We start from the raw sequence: 14,639 nt of genomic DNA, 5'->3' as shown, positions 1-14,639 counted from the left end.
AGAACCATGAACGCATCAGTTACCGCACCTCATGCTGAATCCTCACAGCACTCCGATCGGAAACTCCGGATCGCCGTCGTCGGCGCCGGCTACTGGGGACCAAACCTGGCCCGCAACCTGCAGGCCAGCCCCGATTGGCAGCTCGTCGCCATTTGCGACCTGGACCTGGCCCGGGCCCAGAAGCTCGCCTCCAGCCTCGGAGACATCCCGGTGGTCGAGAGCCTCGACGAACTCCTGGACACCTTCGACCTGGACGCCGTGGCCATCGCGACGCCGGCCCGCACCCACTACGGGACCGTCATGACCGCGCTGCGCGCCGGCAAGCACGTCCTCGTGGAGAAGCCGCTGGCCGACAACCGGGCGCACGGCCTGGAAATGGTCCAGACCGCTGAAGCCAATGGCCTGGTACTGATGGCAGACCACACGTACTGCTACACCCCCGCGGTCCTGAAGATGCAGGAACTCGTGCAGAGCGGCTCCCTGGGCGACATCCTGTACGTCGACTCCACCCGCATCAACCTTGGCCTGGTCCAGCCCGACGTCGACGTCTTCTGGGACCTGGCACCGCACGACCTGTCCATCCTGGACTTCATCCTGCCGGGTGGCCTGAACCCTGTGGAGGTCTCAGCGTTTGGCTCCGACCCGCTGGGCACCGGCCGCGACTGCGTGGGCCACCTGAACTTCCGGCTGGCCAACGACGTCACCGCCCACGTGCACGTGAACTGGCTCAGCCCCACCAAGATCCGCCAGATGGTGATCGGTGGCTCCAAGCGCACCCTGGTCTGGGATGACCTGAACCCGCAGCAGCGCCTCAGCGTCTACGACCGTGGCGTGAGCCTTGACCGGCAGCCGAAGTCCTTCGGCGAGAAGGCCTCCACGGCCGTCTCCTACCGGCTTGGCGACACCTGGTCCCCCGCCCTGGTTGAGCGCGAAGCCCTGGCCCAGGTGGTCGAGGAGCTCGCCTCCTGCATCCGCGGCGGCCGCCAGGCCCGCACCGGCGGCGAATCCGGCCTCCGGGTCCTCTCCGTCCTCGAAGCTGTTACCCGCAGCCTGAGCCAGTCCGGCCAGGCTTCCCCCGTTGAAGGTTCTGAACTAGCTGGCGCAGGCGCCGGAATGGAGCGCGCACTGTGAGCACCCTTAAAGGCGCAAACGTCCTTGTTACCGGCGGCGCCGGTACTATCGGATCCACCCTTGTTGACCAGTTGCTGGCCGCCGGCGTGAACCACATCGACGTCCTGGACAACATGGTCCGCGGCCGCCGCGACAACCTGTTCGGCGCGTTGCAGACCGGCAAGGTGGAACTGGTGGATGGCAACATCCAGAACCGTGACCTCATCCACGACCTCACCAAGGGCAAGGACCTGGTCTTCCACCAGGCAGCCATCCGCATCACCCAGTGCGCTGAAGAACCGCGCCTGGCGCTGGAGGTCCTGGTTGACGGCTCCTTCAACGTCATGGAAGCAGCAGCGGAGCACAAGGTGGACAAGCTCATCTCCGCCTCCAGCGCCTCCGTGTACGGCATGGCCGAAGAATTCCCCACCGGCGAGAAGCACCACCACGGCAACAACGACACGTTCTACGGTGCCGCCAAGTCCTTCAACGAGGGCATGGCCCGCAGCTTCCAGGCCATGAGCGGCCTGAACTACGTGATGCTGCGCTACTTCAACGTCTACGGCCCCCGCATGGACGTCCACGGCCTCTACACCGAGGTCCTGGTGCGCTGGATGGAACGGATCATGGACGGTCAGTCGCCGCTGATCTTCGGTGACGGCCTGCAGACCATGGACTTCGTCTACACCGCTGACGTGGCCCGCGCCAACGTGCTGGCCGCCGCCAGCGACATCACCTCCGGCGTCTACAACGTGGCCAGCGGCACCGAATCGAGCCTGCTCGAACTGGCCCAGGCCTTGCTTCGGGCCATGGATTCGGACCTCGCCGTAGAACACGGCCCGGACCGTGCCGTGAACGGCGTAGTCCGCCGCCTCGCTGACACCAGCGCAGCCGCCCGCGACCTTGGCTTCCACACGGAAGTTGGGCTCGAGGAAGGCCTCCGCGAGCTGGTCACCTGGTGGACCCCGCTGCGCGCCGAGATTGCTGCAACCCGAAAGGTCGCCACCAAATGAGCGCCGAGACCGTACTTTCCCGCATCAGTGTGATGAAGCCCCTCCTCGGCCAGGAGGAAGCCGACGCCCTCGCCGAGGTCATCGCCTCCGGCTGGGTGGCCCAGGGCCCCAAGGTCAAGGAATTCGAAGCCCAGTTCGCCACCACCATGGGTGTGCGGCACGCTGTGGCCACCTCAAGCTGCACCACGGCCCTGCACCTGGCCCTGGTGGTCGCTGGTATCGGCCCGGGCGACGATGTCCTGGTCCCGTCCCTGTCCTTCATCGCCACGGCCAACGCCGTCACCTACGTGGGGGCCCGGCCAGTGTTCTGCGACGTTGATCCGGCCACCGGCAACGTCACCGCCGAAACCTTGCATGCAGCCCTGACCATGGATACCCGTGCGGTCATCGTGGTGGACCAGGGCGGCGTGCCGCTGGACATGGATCCCATCCGGGAACTCTGCGACCGGCATGAAATCTCCATCATTGAGGACGCTGCCTGCGGCGTGGGTTCCACCTACAAGGGCCGCCCGGTGGGTATTGGCGCCGACGTTTCCGTGTGGTCCTTCCACCCGCGCAAGATCCTCACCACGGGTGAGGGTGGCATGCTGACCACCAACCGCGCCGACTGGGCCGCCCGCGCCCGGACGCTCCGCGAGCACTCCATGAGTGTTTCGGCCACGGACCGGCACGGCTCCGTGCTGGCCCCGCCGGAAATGTATCTCGAAGTAGGATTCAACTACCGGATGACTGACCTGCAGGCCGCCGTGGGCCTGGTCCAGCTCCGCCGGCTGCCCGGCATCCTTGAGCAGCGCCGCGACATCGCTGCCCGTTACGTGGCTGGACTTTCCGGCATCCGCGGCCTGCGCCTGGTCTCGGATCCGCCCTACGGCACCACCAACTACCAGTCGTTCTGGGTCGAAGTACTGCCGGCATTCCCCATCAGCCGTGAGGCCTTGATGGAGAAGCTCGCCGACGCTGGTATCTCTGCCCGTCGCGGCATCATGGCGGCCCACCGCCAGCCGGCGTACCGCTGGCGCGACGGCGGCAACGCCAGCCTGCAGCACACCGAACGCCTCAACGACCGCACCCTCATCCTGCCCGTCTACCACGAGCTCGACGACGAAAGCCTCAACCGCATCATCAGCACCATCCGAGACGCGGCCACCGAGGCTTCTACATGAGTGAGCTCATTCTGATTGCTGCCAGCGGCCTGGCCAGGGAAGTCCTGGCCATGGTGCGCAGCAGCGGCCAGTACGACGTCGTCGGAATTCTCGATGACAACAAGGAATTGGCGGGGGTGACCGTCGATGACGCCCCCATCCTGGGGACGATCGACGATGCCGTCAAGTACACCCATGCTTTCGTACTGGTATGCATTGGCTCCGGCCGGGCCCGGGAAACGGTGGTGGATCGGCTCACCTCGATGGGTATCAACGAGGCCCGGTACGCCACCGCGATTGACCCGTCCGTGCAGTTCCCCGAGGGTTGCAGGATCGGCAGGGGCTCCATCCTGCTGCGCAACGTGACCCTCACCGCCGCGGTCACCCTGGGCTCCCACGTGGTGGCGATGCCCTCGGTGACGTTCACGCACGACGACGACGTAGCGGACTTCGCCACGTTCGCTGCGGGCGTGTCGCTGGGCGGCGGAGTCCGGGTTGGCCGAGCCGCCTACCTGGGCATGAATTCCAGCGTCCGTGAACGCACGACCGTCGGCGCCTACGCGACTGTCGGGATGGGGGCAGCAGTCTTGACCAACGTGCCCGAGGGCCAGACCTGGGTGGGCGTTCCGGCCCACGAAATCGGCAAAGACAACTTTATTTTTGGGGGAAACTCATGAGTGTTGAAGTAGCAGTGCACGCTGTTGTTCCGCTGGTAGACCTGGCCGCACAGCAGGCCGAAGTCCATGACGAGGTCATGGCCGAACTAGCTGTCGTCTTCGAAGCTGCGGCCTTCATTGGCGGCGCGGCAGTCACCGAATTCGAGACCGCCTACGCCGAATTTTCCGGAGCCCAGCATTGCGTTGGCGTGGCCAACGGCACCGACGCCCTGGAGCTTGCCCTCCGTGCCGGCGGTGTCCGCGCCGGTGGCGAGGTCATCCTGCCGGCCAACACCTTCATCGCCACGGCAGAGGCTGTCAGCCGGATCGGCGCCATCCCCATCCCGGTGGATGTCGATCCCCAGTACCTCCTGATGGACCCGGCAGCAGTCGCGGCAGCAGTCACCGAGCGGACCCAGGCGATAGTGCCTGTCCACCTCTTCGGCCAGAGCGCCTTCGTTGAGCAGCTCCTCCCCATCGCCGAGGCCTGCGGCGCCGTCATCATCGAAGACGCTGCACAGTCCCAGGGCGCCACGCGACTGGGCCGGCCCGCAGGCACCTGGGGTGTGGCAGCCGGCACCAGCTTCTACCCTGGCAAGAACCTCGGCGCCGCAGGCGATGCCGGCGGCGTGCTGACCAACGACCCCGACGTGGCAGCACAGGTCCGCATGCTAGGCGCCCACGGTAGTTCCGTGAAGTACCGGCACGACGCCGTGGGCATCAACTCACGCCTCGATACCGTCCAGGCTGTGGTGCTCAAGGCAAAGCTGGCCCGCCTACAGCACTGGAACCAGCTGCGTCGGGACGCCGCAGCCCGGTACGGCGAGCTGCTTGCCGGTGTGGCCGGCGTCGAACTTCCCGTCCAGGCTCCCGGCAACGAAGACGTGTGGCACCTATACGTGGTGCGCGTTGACGATCGCGACGCCGTCCTGGCGGAACTGCAGGCCGAAGGCATCCACGCCGGAATCCACTACCCCATTCCGGTGCACCTCAGCGGCGCGTACGAGGGCGACGGCTGGGCCGCAGGTTCCTTCCCCGTCACCGAGCACGCCGCTGGCCGGATCCTGTCGCTGCCGATCTTCCCGCACATCACCGTTGCCCAGCAGGAACGCGTAGCAGAGGTCCTCATTAAGGCGATGAATCGGCGATGAAACACCGCGAGGTGCGGCAGGGAGCCTCCGGCGCGTTCGGCTGGAGCGTCCTCAATACGGTGCTATCCCGAGTGGGCACCCTGGGTATCGGCATCGCCTTGGCGCGTGTGCTGGGGCCTGAGTCCTTCGGTACATTCGCCGTGGCCCTTGTTGCCCTCATGGCTGTCCTGAGCTTCAACGAACTGGGTGTCTCGCTGGCCATCGTCAGGTGGCCAGCGGACCCCGCCAAGATTGTTCCCACCGTCAACACCATTTCGGTGGCGGGCAGTGCCTTGTTCTGTGGGCTGGCGCTGCTGGCCGCCCCGATCTTCACGGCGGCCGTCAACGATCCCGATGCCACCGACGTGATCCGAGTACTGATCATCAGCGTCTTCATCAACGGTGTAGTGGCGTCCCCGGCGGCCCTGCTGCAACGCAACTTCCTTGAGAAGAAGCGGATGATCATCGACCAGACCAACGTCTGGGTAGGTGCGGGCATCTCGCTGCTGCTGGCCCTGACCGGAATGGGCGCCATGGCGCTGGCTGTTGGCCGAGTGGCCGCCAGCCTCCTCACCGCCGTCATGTTCCTCCGCGCCTCGCCGATGCCTTACCGGTTCGGTCTGGACCGCGACTACCTCCTGCCGCTGCTGCGCTTCGGCCTGCCCCTTGCAGGCACCAGCATCATCTTCTTCGTGATCGGCTATGCCGACCAGTTCACCGCCGGTGTGGTGCTCGGTACCACCGGACTGGGCCTGTACGTCTTGGCCTTCAACCTCTCCAGCTGGCCCGTGAGCATCTTGTCCCAGCCGCTGCGACGCGTAGCGCCGGCGGCCTTCTCGGCCATGCAGAACGACCGTGGGCAGATGAACGCAACGCTTTCAGCGATTGTCTCAGTGGTCCTCTGTGCCGCACTGCCGGTGCTGCTTTTCTTGGCCGCCAGCTCCACCCCGGTCATCGACGTGATTTACGGCTCAGCCTGGCTGCCGGCAGCGGTGGTCCTGTCCTGGCTGGTTGTCGCCGCATTCGCCAAGATCCTCTGCGACCTGGCCTACGACTTCCTGGTGGTCCTGGGCCGCTCCGGAACCGTCTTCATGATCCAGGCAGGCAGCCTGGTGGTTCTGATTCCAGCCCTGATCTGCGGCGCCCAGTTCTTTGGCCTCGGCGGGCTCGCCGCCGCGCAGGCGCTGGTCATGTTCCTGGTGGTGCTGCCTTGCTACCTGTACCAACTGCACAAGGCGGGCGTGAACCTCCGGTCCATGACCCAGGGCATCTGGCTGCCCATCCTGGTGGGCCTGGCCACCGGTGCCATTGCCTGGTGGATTGCCTCGGTCCAGACCAACTCCTTCCTCGCCGTCATGATGGCCGGCCTGGTGGCTGGAGCCGCAACACTTGGCCTCCTCTACCTCCGCCGCGATTCCCTGCGCCTGCTGCGCACCATCGGATCGGCCCCCGAACCCGCCAAGGTCCCTTCATGAAAATTCTGGTATTCCCCCACGATCTTGAAATCGGTGGCAGCCAACTCAACGCCATCGAAATCGCCGCCGCTGTCCAGGACCGCGGACATGACGTTCTCATGTTTGGCGTCCCAGGCGAGCTGAACGGCCGGATCGAGGAGTTGGGGCTTGAGTTCATCGCGGCCCCACGGCCGTCGCTTCGGCCCACGCCCTCGATTGTCCGCGCGCTCCAACAGCTCACGGCAGAGCGCGGCCTGGACGTGCTGCACGGCTACGAATGGCCGCCCACCCTCGAATGCCTCCTCGCCGCGCGCAGCACCGAAGCCGTGGCAGTTTCCACCGTGATGTCCATGTCTGTGGCACCCTTTATCCCCCGGCATGTGCCCCTGATGGTGGGAACACAGGACATCCTGAACACGGAACGCCATTTTGGCCGCACCCACACCGAACTCTTGGAACCCCCTGTTGACCTGAGGGAAAACAACCCTGTCATCGACGTCGGCGCGGACTCGTTCCGACGCCAATGGGGCTTGCAGCCGGAATCCTTTGTGGTGTCGATCGTGTCCCGCCTGGCAGCCGAACTGAAGCTTGAGGGAATTCTCGCCGCCATTGAGGCGGTGGGTATGGTGGGACACCACATTCCTGTGCAGCTGGTCATCGCCGGCGACGGCGCAGGCAGGGAAACCGTCGAAACGGCCGCTCGCGCCGTCAATGAGAGCCTCGCCAGGACGGCCGTGGTGGTGACGGGCCAGCTCAGCGACCCCCGCCCCGCCTACGCAGCCGCAGACCTGGTCCTGGGGATGGGCGGCTCCGCCTTGCGGGCCATGTCCTTCGCCAAACCCTTGATCGTCCAGGGCGAGCATGGGTTCTGGGAGCTGCTGACCCCGCAAACCCTGCCGTTGTTCCTGCGCCAGGGCTGGTTTGGCATCGGCACTGATGCACGCCAGGGGCCGGCGAAGATTGCGGACCTGCTCCGCGACACGTACAGCACGCCAATCCGCCGCAGCGATCTTGCTGCGTTCAGCCTTAAAACCGTTACCGAAAACTTTTCCCTGACCCGCGCCGCTGAGCTGCAGGAAGACCTTTACCGTCGAAGCCTGGCGGCGCCGAAAACCAACCGGCTCCCCGAGAACCTGGCGGCCACCGGCCGGTTCCTCAAGCACCAGGCGGGGCAACGGATCCAGGAGTTCCGCGGCACCAAGGCCGTGGACGACTTCAACTCCCGGTTGGCCGGCAAGGAACCAGCCCAGCAGGGCAACGCGCCCGCAGCGGGGAGCCTGCGATGACCAAAGCGATAGTTTTCATGCCAGGGAGTCGCTGGCAGGACGTTGGCGGTACTGACCACCAACTGGCCACCGCCTTGGCAGCCACGCTGCCCGTCCTTTGGGTAGATCCGCCGCTGCCCGTGCACCACGGAGTGCGGAGCGCGCACCGGCTCACGCGAGCCTCGGAGCTCTCGCCGGTGGCACCGAACATCACCCGGCTGCGGTCCCTGTCGCTGCCTGGGTTCACCCGCAAGAACCTGGCCCCGCTGGCGAGCCGGCTGCTGGCCACTGCCGTCCGTGCCGCCGTCGGCAAGCTGCAGCTCGAACCGGTGGCAACGTTTGTTTCCTCACCGATCGCACGCTTCCCTGCTGGCCTTGGTGGCCTGAACGTTCTCTACGTGACGGACGACTGGGCTGCCGGTGCGCCGCTCATGGGCCTGGATCCCGCACTGGTTGACGCGACCCTGCAGGCCAACGTGCATGCTGCGGATGTCACCGCTGCCGTCTCCCCTGACCTGGCCGCGCTGATCGATCAGCGGCTGAAGCCGGGGCAAGCCGCCACGGAAGTGGTGGCAAACGGCTGCGAGGTGCAAGCACCCTCCGCCGCCCCGCGGGAAGCGACCGCCGCACTGGTTGGCCAGCTGAACGAGCGCCTGGACATGGACATCCTGGCCGCCCTCAACCGGGCAGGGGTTCCCCTGCTGGTGATTGGGCCCCGCACGGATCGAGATCCGCAGACGGGACGCGACCTCGATGAATTCCTTGCCGCCCCGAACGTCACCTGGCTGGGCCGGCTGCCGTTCGCACCAACGCAAGATCACCTGGCCACGGTCCGCGTCGGACTCACCCCGTACGGCGACACCGCCTTCAACCGTGCGTCCTTCCCGCTGAAAACCCTTGACTACTTGGCCGCGGGGCTTCACGTGGTAGCTACCGACCTGCCCGCCGTGCGCTGGCTGGACACCGACCTGGTCGCAGTTGGCCGGGGAACCGAGGACTACGTGCAGCGCGTCCAGGCCGCCCTGGCGAGCGAAACCAGCCGCGCAGCCGAGGACGCCCGCAGGACCTTTGCGGGCCACCATTCCTGGCAGGCCCGGGCCAGGCAGTTCCTGGATGTCATAGAAGGACGTGTCGACCATGTGGAAGTCCGCTCGTAGCCCACTGTTTGCCTTGCTGGCCGTTGTTGGCCTGTGCGTTACCTCCTGCACGGCCGACACCCAACCTGTAGTGGAGGCGGCCCCCGAGCAGGTGCTGGACCTGCCACGCATCCCGTGGGAGGGCGGCCCTGATTACTGGAAATCGTTCGCCAAGGCGGACGCCGCAGGCTGGTCCGATCCCAGCTTCTTCCCGATTGCCATCTGGTACAACGGGATCAGCAGCGATGCCGAGGTGAAGTTCGACAAGGACCATGGCGTCAACACGTACATGGGAATGGACAGCAGCACGCCCTACTCACTCTTTGAGCAAAACGATGTCTTCTGGATCGGTGGACCGCTGAACTCGTCCTTCACCACGGCGAGCCGGAACTGGGTAGGAGCTTTCCTCGATGACGAGGTGGACGGCCGGTTCACACCCGTGGACGGCGCCAAGCACCTCCAGGACCTGGCCGATACGGCACCGGACGGCTTCTTCAAGTACGCCAACTTCACCCAGATGGTGATCAGCCACTACATGGATCCCAGCGCAGCCCAGCGTTTCGTCAACGGATTCACTGACGTGGTCTCTGTGGATATGTACTGGTACACCATTCCGTACTGCAGTCTGGAGCCTTATAACAATGCGCATCTGGCCCCGGTGGCGCAGGCCAGTTGCCGGACCGCATCGAGCTACGGCAAAACCATGGAAGCCCTCCGCCAACAGGACGCCGCCGACGGCAAGCTGCAGCCCCTCTGGCAATTCGTCGAAGACCTCAACGGTGGACCAGGCGAAGGACCCTTCACGGCCAACATCACAGCAAGCCAACTCAAGGGCGCGGTGATGAGCTCCCTGATCAATGAGGCCCGCGGCATTGTCTACTTCAACCAGAGCCTCACCGGCCCGTGCGGTGGCGGCAGCGTGCTCCGGCTGGCCCAGGTCACCCCTGATTACTGTGGCGCCGAACAGGTGGCTGCGATGCAGAAGATCAACACCCAGATCCACACCCTCGCACCAGTCCTCAACAGCCAGTCCTACCAGTACAGCTTCGGCGACGGGCTGCAGACCATGCTGAAAACCCATGACGGGTACGCCTACATCTTCGCGATGGGAAGCGCCGGATCCGCTTCGGGAAACCGCACGTTCACCCTCCCGGCCACCATAAAAGCCACATCCGTGGACGTTCTTGACGAAAACCGGAGCATTTCAGTACAGACTGGCGGTGAATTCGTGGACTCCCTAGCCAGTGAGTCTGACTACCACATCTACAAGGTGAAGCTATGAGCCGGAACATTGACCACGTCCTCCTGACCCGTTTCAATATCCCCTCGCCCGGCGTCGAAAGCCTTGTCCGAGCCAAGGAAGGGTGGCTGCGGAACAGGCTGGCCCTCTTTGAGGAATACTGCCTGCCAGCGGTGCGGGCGCAGACCAACACCAACTTCCGCTGGATCATCTACCTGGATCCGGAAAGCCCCGAATGGCTGACGTCCCGGCTCAATGAACTCAACGTCCCCGAAGTATTCGTCCCGATCTACCGGACAGCCATTTCCGATGCGGACCGGATCAGCGATATCAGGACAGTTACCGGCGCCACCGGTGACATCCTCATCACCACCAATCTGGACAACGACGACGGTCTGGCGTCGGATTTCGTCGACCGCCTGCAGACCCTGCCGTCAGGGGCAGCCCGGGAGGCCGTGTACCTGGTCAACGGTCTCATCCGGCACGGTGAAAGCCTTTACGCCCGCCGGGACCCCAGCAACGCCTTCTGCAGCGTCCGGGAAACCTGGGACAACCCGGTGACGTGCTGGGCGGACTGGCACAACCGGCTCGGCAGGTCCATGCCGGTGCGTGAAGTGGAGGGCGGGCCGGGATGGCTGCAGCTGATCCACGACACCAACGTCAGCAACCGCATCCGCGGCCGCCGGATCGCCCGCGGCCCCCATGCACAGACTTTCGGACCGCTGCTTGCGGGTGTCAAAGACCCCGACGCCGCGGAACGACTCTTCGAATCAACTCTAAGCCGGCCCTACCGAGTATCGCGGGACGCCGCACGGAACCTTGCCAAGGAAGCCGTCCTGCGAACTATTGGAAAATCCGGTCTCAACCAGCTCAAGTCGTTTGTGCAAGCCCGGGTCAGCCCGCTGGCCAAACGCTGAGCGCTAAGGAGCAGTGTTATGTTCTTGCAAGATTTGTTCGCAAGCCTCAAACGCAGGTGGTACTTCATTGTGGTGGGTATCCTCATCACGGCGGCCGTTGCGTACTTTGCGTACGGTGAAACCCCCGTCAAATACCAGGCAACCGGAAGCGTTGCCCTGGTGCCGCCGCCCACCGCAGTCATCTCAGGTGACAACCCGTTCCTCTACATGGGCGGCCTGGAGCAGGCCTTGGGCGTCCTGACGGTGAAGCTCAATTCGCCGGAAGTGAAGCGCCCCATCCTGGAGCAATTCCCGGACATTGAATACACCACCACCCGTGACCCCTCCACCAACGGCCCGATCGTCCTGGTATCCGTGACGGGCTCAACCTCAGCCGAGACGCTGGGCGCGCTGGAAGAGGTCCTCGCGGCTGTACCGGCGAACCTCGGCGTTCTCCAGGACACCCTGAAGCTGAGCCAGGAATCCAAAATGACCTCCATGCCGCTGTCCAGCGACGAAAAAGCCACCGTCAACAACAGCGCACGCACCAGGACCCTCCTGTTCGTTGCGGCTGCCGGCGCTGCCGCCACCCTGCTGCTCACCGGGCAGCTGGACAAGATCCTCCTGCGCCGCCGCTCAGCGAAGGCAAGCCGCCGCGGAGGTGCCCGCAGTGCCGACGCCGGCGATTCCGAAACGCCCGACGAGGGCCCCAAGGAACGCCGATCACGGAACCGCAAGCAGCAAGACACGACGCCGGACGCCCCGGCCGCTCCTACCGCCCCCGAAACCCCTGATGAGCCAGTTGCCGGCCCCATCGCGCCTTCTACAACTCCCGCCCCCACTCCAGCACCCACTCGGGTTCCGTCCGCCGGAACTCCGGCGCGTCGCGGTTCTGCGCCCGTGAAGCAGGGCGTCCTGCGAGAGCGCGTCCATGCGCAGCAGCGTTAGGGCCCGCCGCACGCCCACTGCCAAGGCGAGTCCCGCCGTCGTCCTTACCATGCCCAACCTAGGCGAGGAGCGGAAGGGCTGGGACGCCGTCGACGTCCTCCTGATCTATTTCATGATCCTGCTGGTGCTGCCCTCCAACCGGACCATTGAGGCGTTGGGCGGTGCCGGCGCGCCCGCGGCACTGTTTGCGCTGGTGTTCCTGCCCTGGTGGGGTTGGTATCACGTGCAGAAGGCGAGCCGGTCGCCACTCTCACCCACCCAGCCGGTCCGGGTGGCCATGTTCGTCTTCCTTGGCTGCGCCCTGGCGAGTTACGCGGCGGGCTCGCTGCGGCCGCTCACCGAGACCGAGGTGAATGCCTTAAATCTGGGGCTGGTCCGGATGGCAGCCTTCGCCAGTGTGCTGGTGCTGGCCAACGACGGCATCCCCTCCAAGGAACGGCTCATCCAGTTCCTGCGCTGGTGCTGCCTGCTGGGCGGGCTCTACGCTTCGCTGGGCATTGCGCAGTTCTTCACCGGCCAGTCCTTCGTGGCCAATCTGACCATTCCAGGCCTGTCCGTCAGCGACTTTGGCGCCCTGCAGGAACGGGGTGGCTTCAGCCGTCCCAGCTCCACCGCACGGAACCCGCTGGAATACGCCTACGTACTCTCCATGCTGTTCCCAATCGCCATCAGCCTTGCCCTGCATGACCGGGACCGCAGCACCTTCAGCCGCTGGTTCCCGGTGGCGGCCATGGCGGTGGCCACCATGTTGTCCGTCTCGCGCTCCGCCATTGTGGGATTGATTGTGGCACTGGTTGTCCTGTTCCCGTTCTGGAGCCCTGAAGTCCGCAAGAAAGCCGGGCTGGCAGCCCTCGCCATGCTGGCGCTGGTCTGGGCGCTGGTCCCCGGCATGATGGGGACCCTCCTGGGCCTCTTCGGCGGCGAGGATGACAGCCTCAAATCCCGGACGGACAGCTACGACATCGTGTGGTCCTTCTGGGAGATGAATCCGTTCTTCGGCCGCGGAATGGGCACCTTCCTGCCCGAGTACCGGATCCTGGACAACCAATACCTGGTCACCCTGGTGGACATGGGCACGGTGGGCTTTGCCGCGTTCGCGGGCGTTGCCGTCACCGCTTTCGTCGTCGCTCTACGGGCCCGCAAGCGCTATACCGAGGAGCGCCTCATCCACCTGGGCCCCGGGCTGGCAGCCAGCGTCGCGGCCGGCACCTCGCTCACCGGATTCTTTGACGCCCTCTCCTTCCCCCAGGCCGCAGGCTGCCTCTTCCTCCTTGCTGGGGTATGTGGCGCCTACTGGCGGCTGCAGGACCGATCCCCCGGACTTTCATCGGGACTTTCAGGACAGACAAATGCACGGTAATCGCCAACTCACCACCACCGGCTGGGTCATTGTCCGGCGCTGGCCCATCGTGCTTCTGGTGCTGCTCCTGATGATGCCCGTCGTCTGGACGGCCCGGAAGACTGAAGGTGTCTACTGGACCCAGCAAAACGTCGTCTTCCTGCCACCTCCCGGTGCTGCTGCAGGCAACCCGTTGCGCTCGGACTCCCAGGACATCGTCCAGTTTGCCGCTGTCATCCAACGCCGGGCGATTGCCAGGACGAGTGACCCGCCGTTGGAGACCAACGGCGCCAGCCTCTTCGCCACCGGCATCCGGGAGGGATACTCCGTGTACCTCCCCAACGCCGGTACGCAGTGGCAGCCGTCGTACGACAGGGCCGTCATCACCATCGAAGTGGTCGCCGAAACCCCTGAGGCAGTATTGTCCAGCGTCAAATCGCTCTCCGATCGGCTGGCCGCAGTCGCGGCAGAGGAACAGCAAAAGCTTGGTGTGATCCAGAAAGCCCACATCACCACCGAACTCTCCCCGTCCGCGCCGTCAGTGAGCTACCACGGGACCCGAAACAATGCCGCCGCTGGCGCGTTGATCCTGCTGGCCCTGGGCCTCAGCGTGGGCGCCGCTACCATCGCCGACAAGCTCCTCCTGCGCCGCAAGCGCACTCCGCGGAAGCCCAACGCCATCCGTCGTGCCAAGCCCAAGAAAGTCCCCGTCCCGGCCTAACGAGCCACCCCCCGCCGAGATGGCATTTAATGACGATAATCCGCGCCCGGATTGCCATTAAGTGCCATCTCGCGCGGGGTTTTTTGCGTGCCCGGGCAGGTTCGGCCGACCGGTTCACTCGTCCGCGGTGAATGGCCGACGGCGGTCCCCGGACAGGGCGACGGCGGCTCGCACCCATGCTTCCCCGGCGCCGCCGCTTCAGCCGCGTCTCCACGGCGGACCGGAGCCCCCGCTCCCTCGCCGAGATGGCACATAACGACGATCCCGACGTCGAACATTGTCATTAAGTGCCATCTCGCGCGGTGGGTTTGGGGCACTGGGTCGCAGCGGCGGGATCGCGCGAGGTTAGGGCGCTGGGTGACTGGGGCGTGGGGCGGCTAGGGAGTGGGATTCCGAGGTGGGGACGCCACGTGCTCAGACAACAAAGCGGCCCCCGGGGCGGCAGCGGATTCGCTGCCGCCCCAGGGACCGATTCAGTTGGTGCACCAGCCCTAGCTGTACTCAGCCAGCAGGTTGGTTACATCTGCTGATGGGTGGTCGTCCTCCGAGGGCTGCGTGGTTTCGGCGGTGGTTGTAGAAGTCTAGCCAG

At 65.3% G+C, this 14,639-nt stretch carries 13 protein-coding genes; all 13 read left to right on the top strand.

The features are described from left to right. Window positions 1-6: 6 nt before the first annotated feature. The 13 genes from PSET11_RS03435 to PSET11_RS03375 are packed head-to-tail and all read left to right on the top strand — an operon-like array spanning window position 7 to window position 14,050. On the top strand, window positions 7-1,131 hold the full coding sequence (locus tag PSET11_RS03435; protein WP_124090719.1) for a Gfo/Idh/MocA family protein: 1,125 nt from the start codon (window positions 7-9) through the stop codon (window positions 1,129-1,131). After that, window positions 1,128-2,123 (top strand): NAD-dependent epimerase/dehydratase family protein, encoded by a 996-nt coding sequence (locus tag PSET11_RS03430; RefSeq protein ID WP_124090718.1) that lies wholly within the window; start codon window positions 1,128-1,130, stop codon window positions 2,121-2,123. Before PSET11_RS03435 ends, PSET11_RS03430 begins: the two co-directional genes overlap by 4 nt. Beyond that, window positions 2,120-3,286, top strand: coding sequence for a DegT/DnrJ/EryC1/StrS family aminotransferase (locus PSET11_RS03425; protein ID WP_124090717.1), 1,167 nt, complete (start codon window positions 2,120-2,122; stop codon window positions 3,284-3,286). The genes PSET11_RS03430 and PSET11_RS03425 overlap by 4 nt, the downstream gene beginning before the upstream one ends. After that, a complete protein-coding gene (locus tag PSET11_RS03420) occupies window positions 3,283-3,942 on the top strand; it encodes an acetyltransferase (RefSeq protein WP_124090716.1) in 660 nt (219 codons plus the stop codon). Before PSET11_RS03425 ends, PSET11_RS03420 begins: the two co-directional genes overlap by 4 nt. Next, entirely contained in the window at window positions 3,939-5,072 is a 1,134-nt protein-coding gene (locus tag PSET11_RS03415; protein ID WP_124090715.1) for a DegT/DnrJ/EryC1/StrS family aminotransferase, read from the top strand. Before PSET11_RS03420 ends, PSET11_RS03415 begins: the two co-directional genes overlap by 4 nt. Beyond that, window positions 5,069-6,526 (top strand): oligosaccharide flippase family protein, encoded by a 1,458-nt coding sequence (locus tag PSET11_RS03410; protein WP_124090714.1) that lies wholly within the window; start codon window positions 5,069-5,071, stop codon window positions 6,524-6,526. The genes PSET11_RS03415 and PSET11_RS03410 overlap by 4 nt, the downstream gene beginning before the upstream one ends. Further along, window positions 6,523-7,791: a glycosyltransferase gene (locus tag PSET11_RS03405; protein WP_124090713.1), complete on the top strand. Its 1,269-nt coding sequence runs from the start codon at window positions 6,523-6,525 to the stop codon at window positions 7,789-7,791. The genes PSET11_RS03410 and PSET11_RS03405 overlap by 4 nt, the downstream gene beginning before the upstream one ends. Then, complete coding sequence (locus PSET11_RS03400; RefSeq protein WP_124090712.1) at window positions 7,788-8,927, top strand: glycosyltransferase; 1,140 nt, start codon at window positions 7,788-7,790, stop codon at window positions 8,925-8,927. Before PSET11_RS03405 ends, PSET11_RS03400 begins: the two co-directional genes overlap by 4 nt. Then, window positions 8,908-10,188, top strand: coding sequence for a hypothetical protein (locus PSET11_RS03395; protein WP_124090711.1), 1,281 nt, complete (start codon window positions 8,908-8,910; stop codon window positions 10,186-10,188). The genes PSET11_RS03400 and PSET11_RS03395 overlap by 20 nt, the downstream gene beginning before the upstream one ends. Further along, complete coding sequence (locus PSET11_RS03390) at window positions 10,185-11,063, top strand: glycosyltransferase (RefSeq protein ID WP_124090710.1); 879 nt, start codon at window positions 10,185-10,187, stop codon at window positions 11,061-11,063. Before PSET11_RS03395 ends, PSET11_RS03390 begins: the two co-directional genes overlap by 4 nt. Before the next feature lie 18 nt (window positions 11,064-11,081). Beyond that, a complete protein-coding gene (locus PSET11_RS03385) occupies window positions 11,082-11,990 on the top strand; it encodes a YveK family protein (protein WP_124090709.1) in 909 nt (302 codons plus the stop codon). Then, window positions 11,974-13,350 (top strand): O-antigen ligase family protein, encoded by a 1,377-nt coding sequence (locus tag PSET11_RS03380; RefSeq protein ID WP_124090708.1) that lies wholly within the window; start codon window positions 11,974-11,976, stop codon window positions 13,348-13,350. The genes PSET11_RS03385 and PSET11_RS03380 overlap by 17 nt, the downstream gene beginning before the upstream one ends. After that, window positions 13,340-14,050, top strand: coding sequence for a hypothetical protein (locus PSET11_RS03375; RefSeq protein WP_124090707.1), 711 nt, complete (start codon window positions 13,340-13,342; stop codon window positions 14,048-14,050). Before PSET11_RS03380 ends, PSET11_RS03375 begins: the two co-directional genes overlap by 11 nt. The last annotated feature ends 589 nt before the right edge of the window (window positions 14,051-14,639 follow it).

It is taken from the genome of Arthrobacter ulcerisalmonis, assembly GCF_900609065.1.
Classification (GTDB): domain Bacteria; phylum Actinomycetota; class Actinomycetes; order Actinomycetales; family Micrococcaceae; genus Arthrobacter; species Arthrobacter ulcerisalmonis.
The sequence above is the reverse complement of the archived record's forward strand: the minus strand, read 5'-3'. Positions and strand labels throughout refer to the sequence as shown.

Coding starts and splice junctions, on each gene's coding strand:
- PSET11_RS03390 (WP_124090710.1), top strand. CDS start 10,185: ATGAGCCGGAACATTGACCACGTCCTCCTGACCCGTTTCAATATCCCC.
- PSET11_RS03400 (WP_124090712.1), top strand. CDS start 7,788: ATGACCAAAGCGATAGTTTTCATGCCAGGGAGTCGCTGGCAGGACGTT.
- PSET11_RS03375 (WP_124090707.1), top strand. CDS start 13,340: ATGCACGGTAATCGCCAACTCACCACCACCGGCTGGGTCATTGTCCGG.
- PSET11_RS03425 (WP_124090717.1), top strand. CDS start 2,120: ATGAGCGCCGAGACCGTACTTTCCCGCATCAGTGTGATGAAGCCCCTC.
- PSET11_RS03405 (WP_124090713.1), top strand. CDS start 6,523: ATGAAAATTCTGGTATTCCCCCACGATCTTGAAATCGGTGGCAGCCAA.
- PSET11_RS03420 (WP_124090716.1), top strand. CDS start 3,283: ATGAGTGAGCTCATTCTGATTGCTGCCAGCGGCCTGGCCAGGGAAGTC.
- PSET11_RS03415 (WP_124090715.1), top strand. CDS start 3,939: ATGAGTGTTGAAGTAGCAGTGCACGCTGTTGTTCCGCTGGTAGACCTG.
- PSET11_RS03410 (WP_124090714.1), top strand. CDS start 5,069: ATGAAACACCGCGAGGTGCGGCAGGGAGCCTCCGGCGCGTTCGGCTGG.
- PSET11_RS03395 (WP_124090711.1), top strand. CDS start 8,908: ATGTGGAAGTCCGCTCGTAGCCCACTGTTTGCCTTGCTGGCCGTTGTT.
- PSET11_RS03435 (WP_124090719.1), top strand. CDS start 7: ATGAACGCATCAGTTACCGCACCTCATGCTGAATCCTCACAGCACTCC.
- PSET11_RS03380 (WP_124090708.1), top strand. CDS start 11,974: ATGCGCAGCAGCGTTAGGGCCCGCCGCACGCCCACTGCCAAGGCGAGT.
- PSET11_RS03385 (WP_124090709.1), top strand. CDS start 11,082: ATGTTCTTGCAAGATTTGTTCGCAAGCCTCAAACGCAGGTGGTACTTC.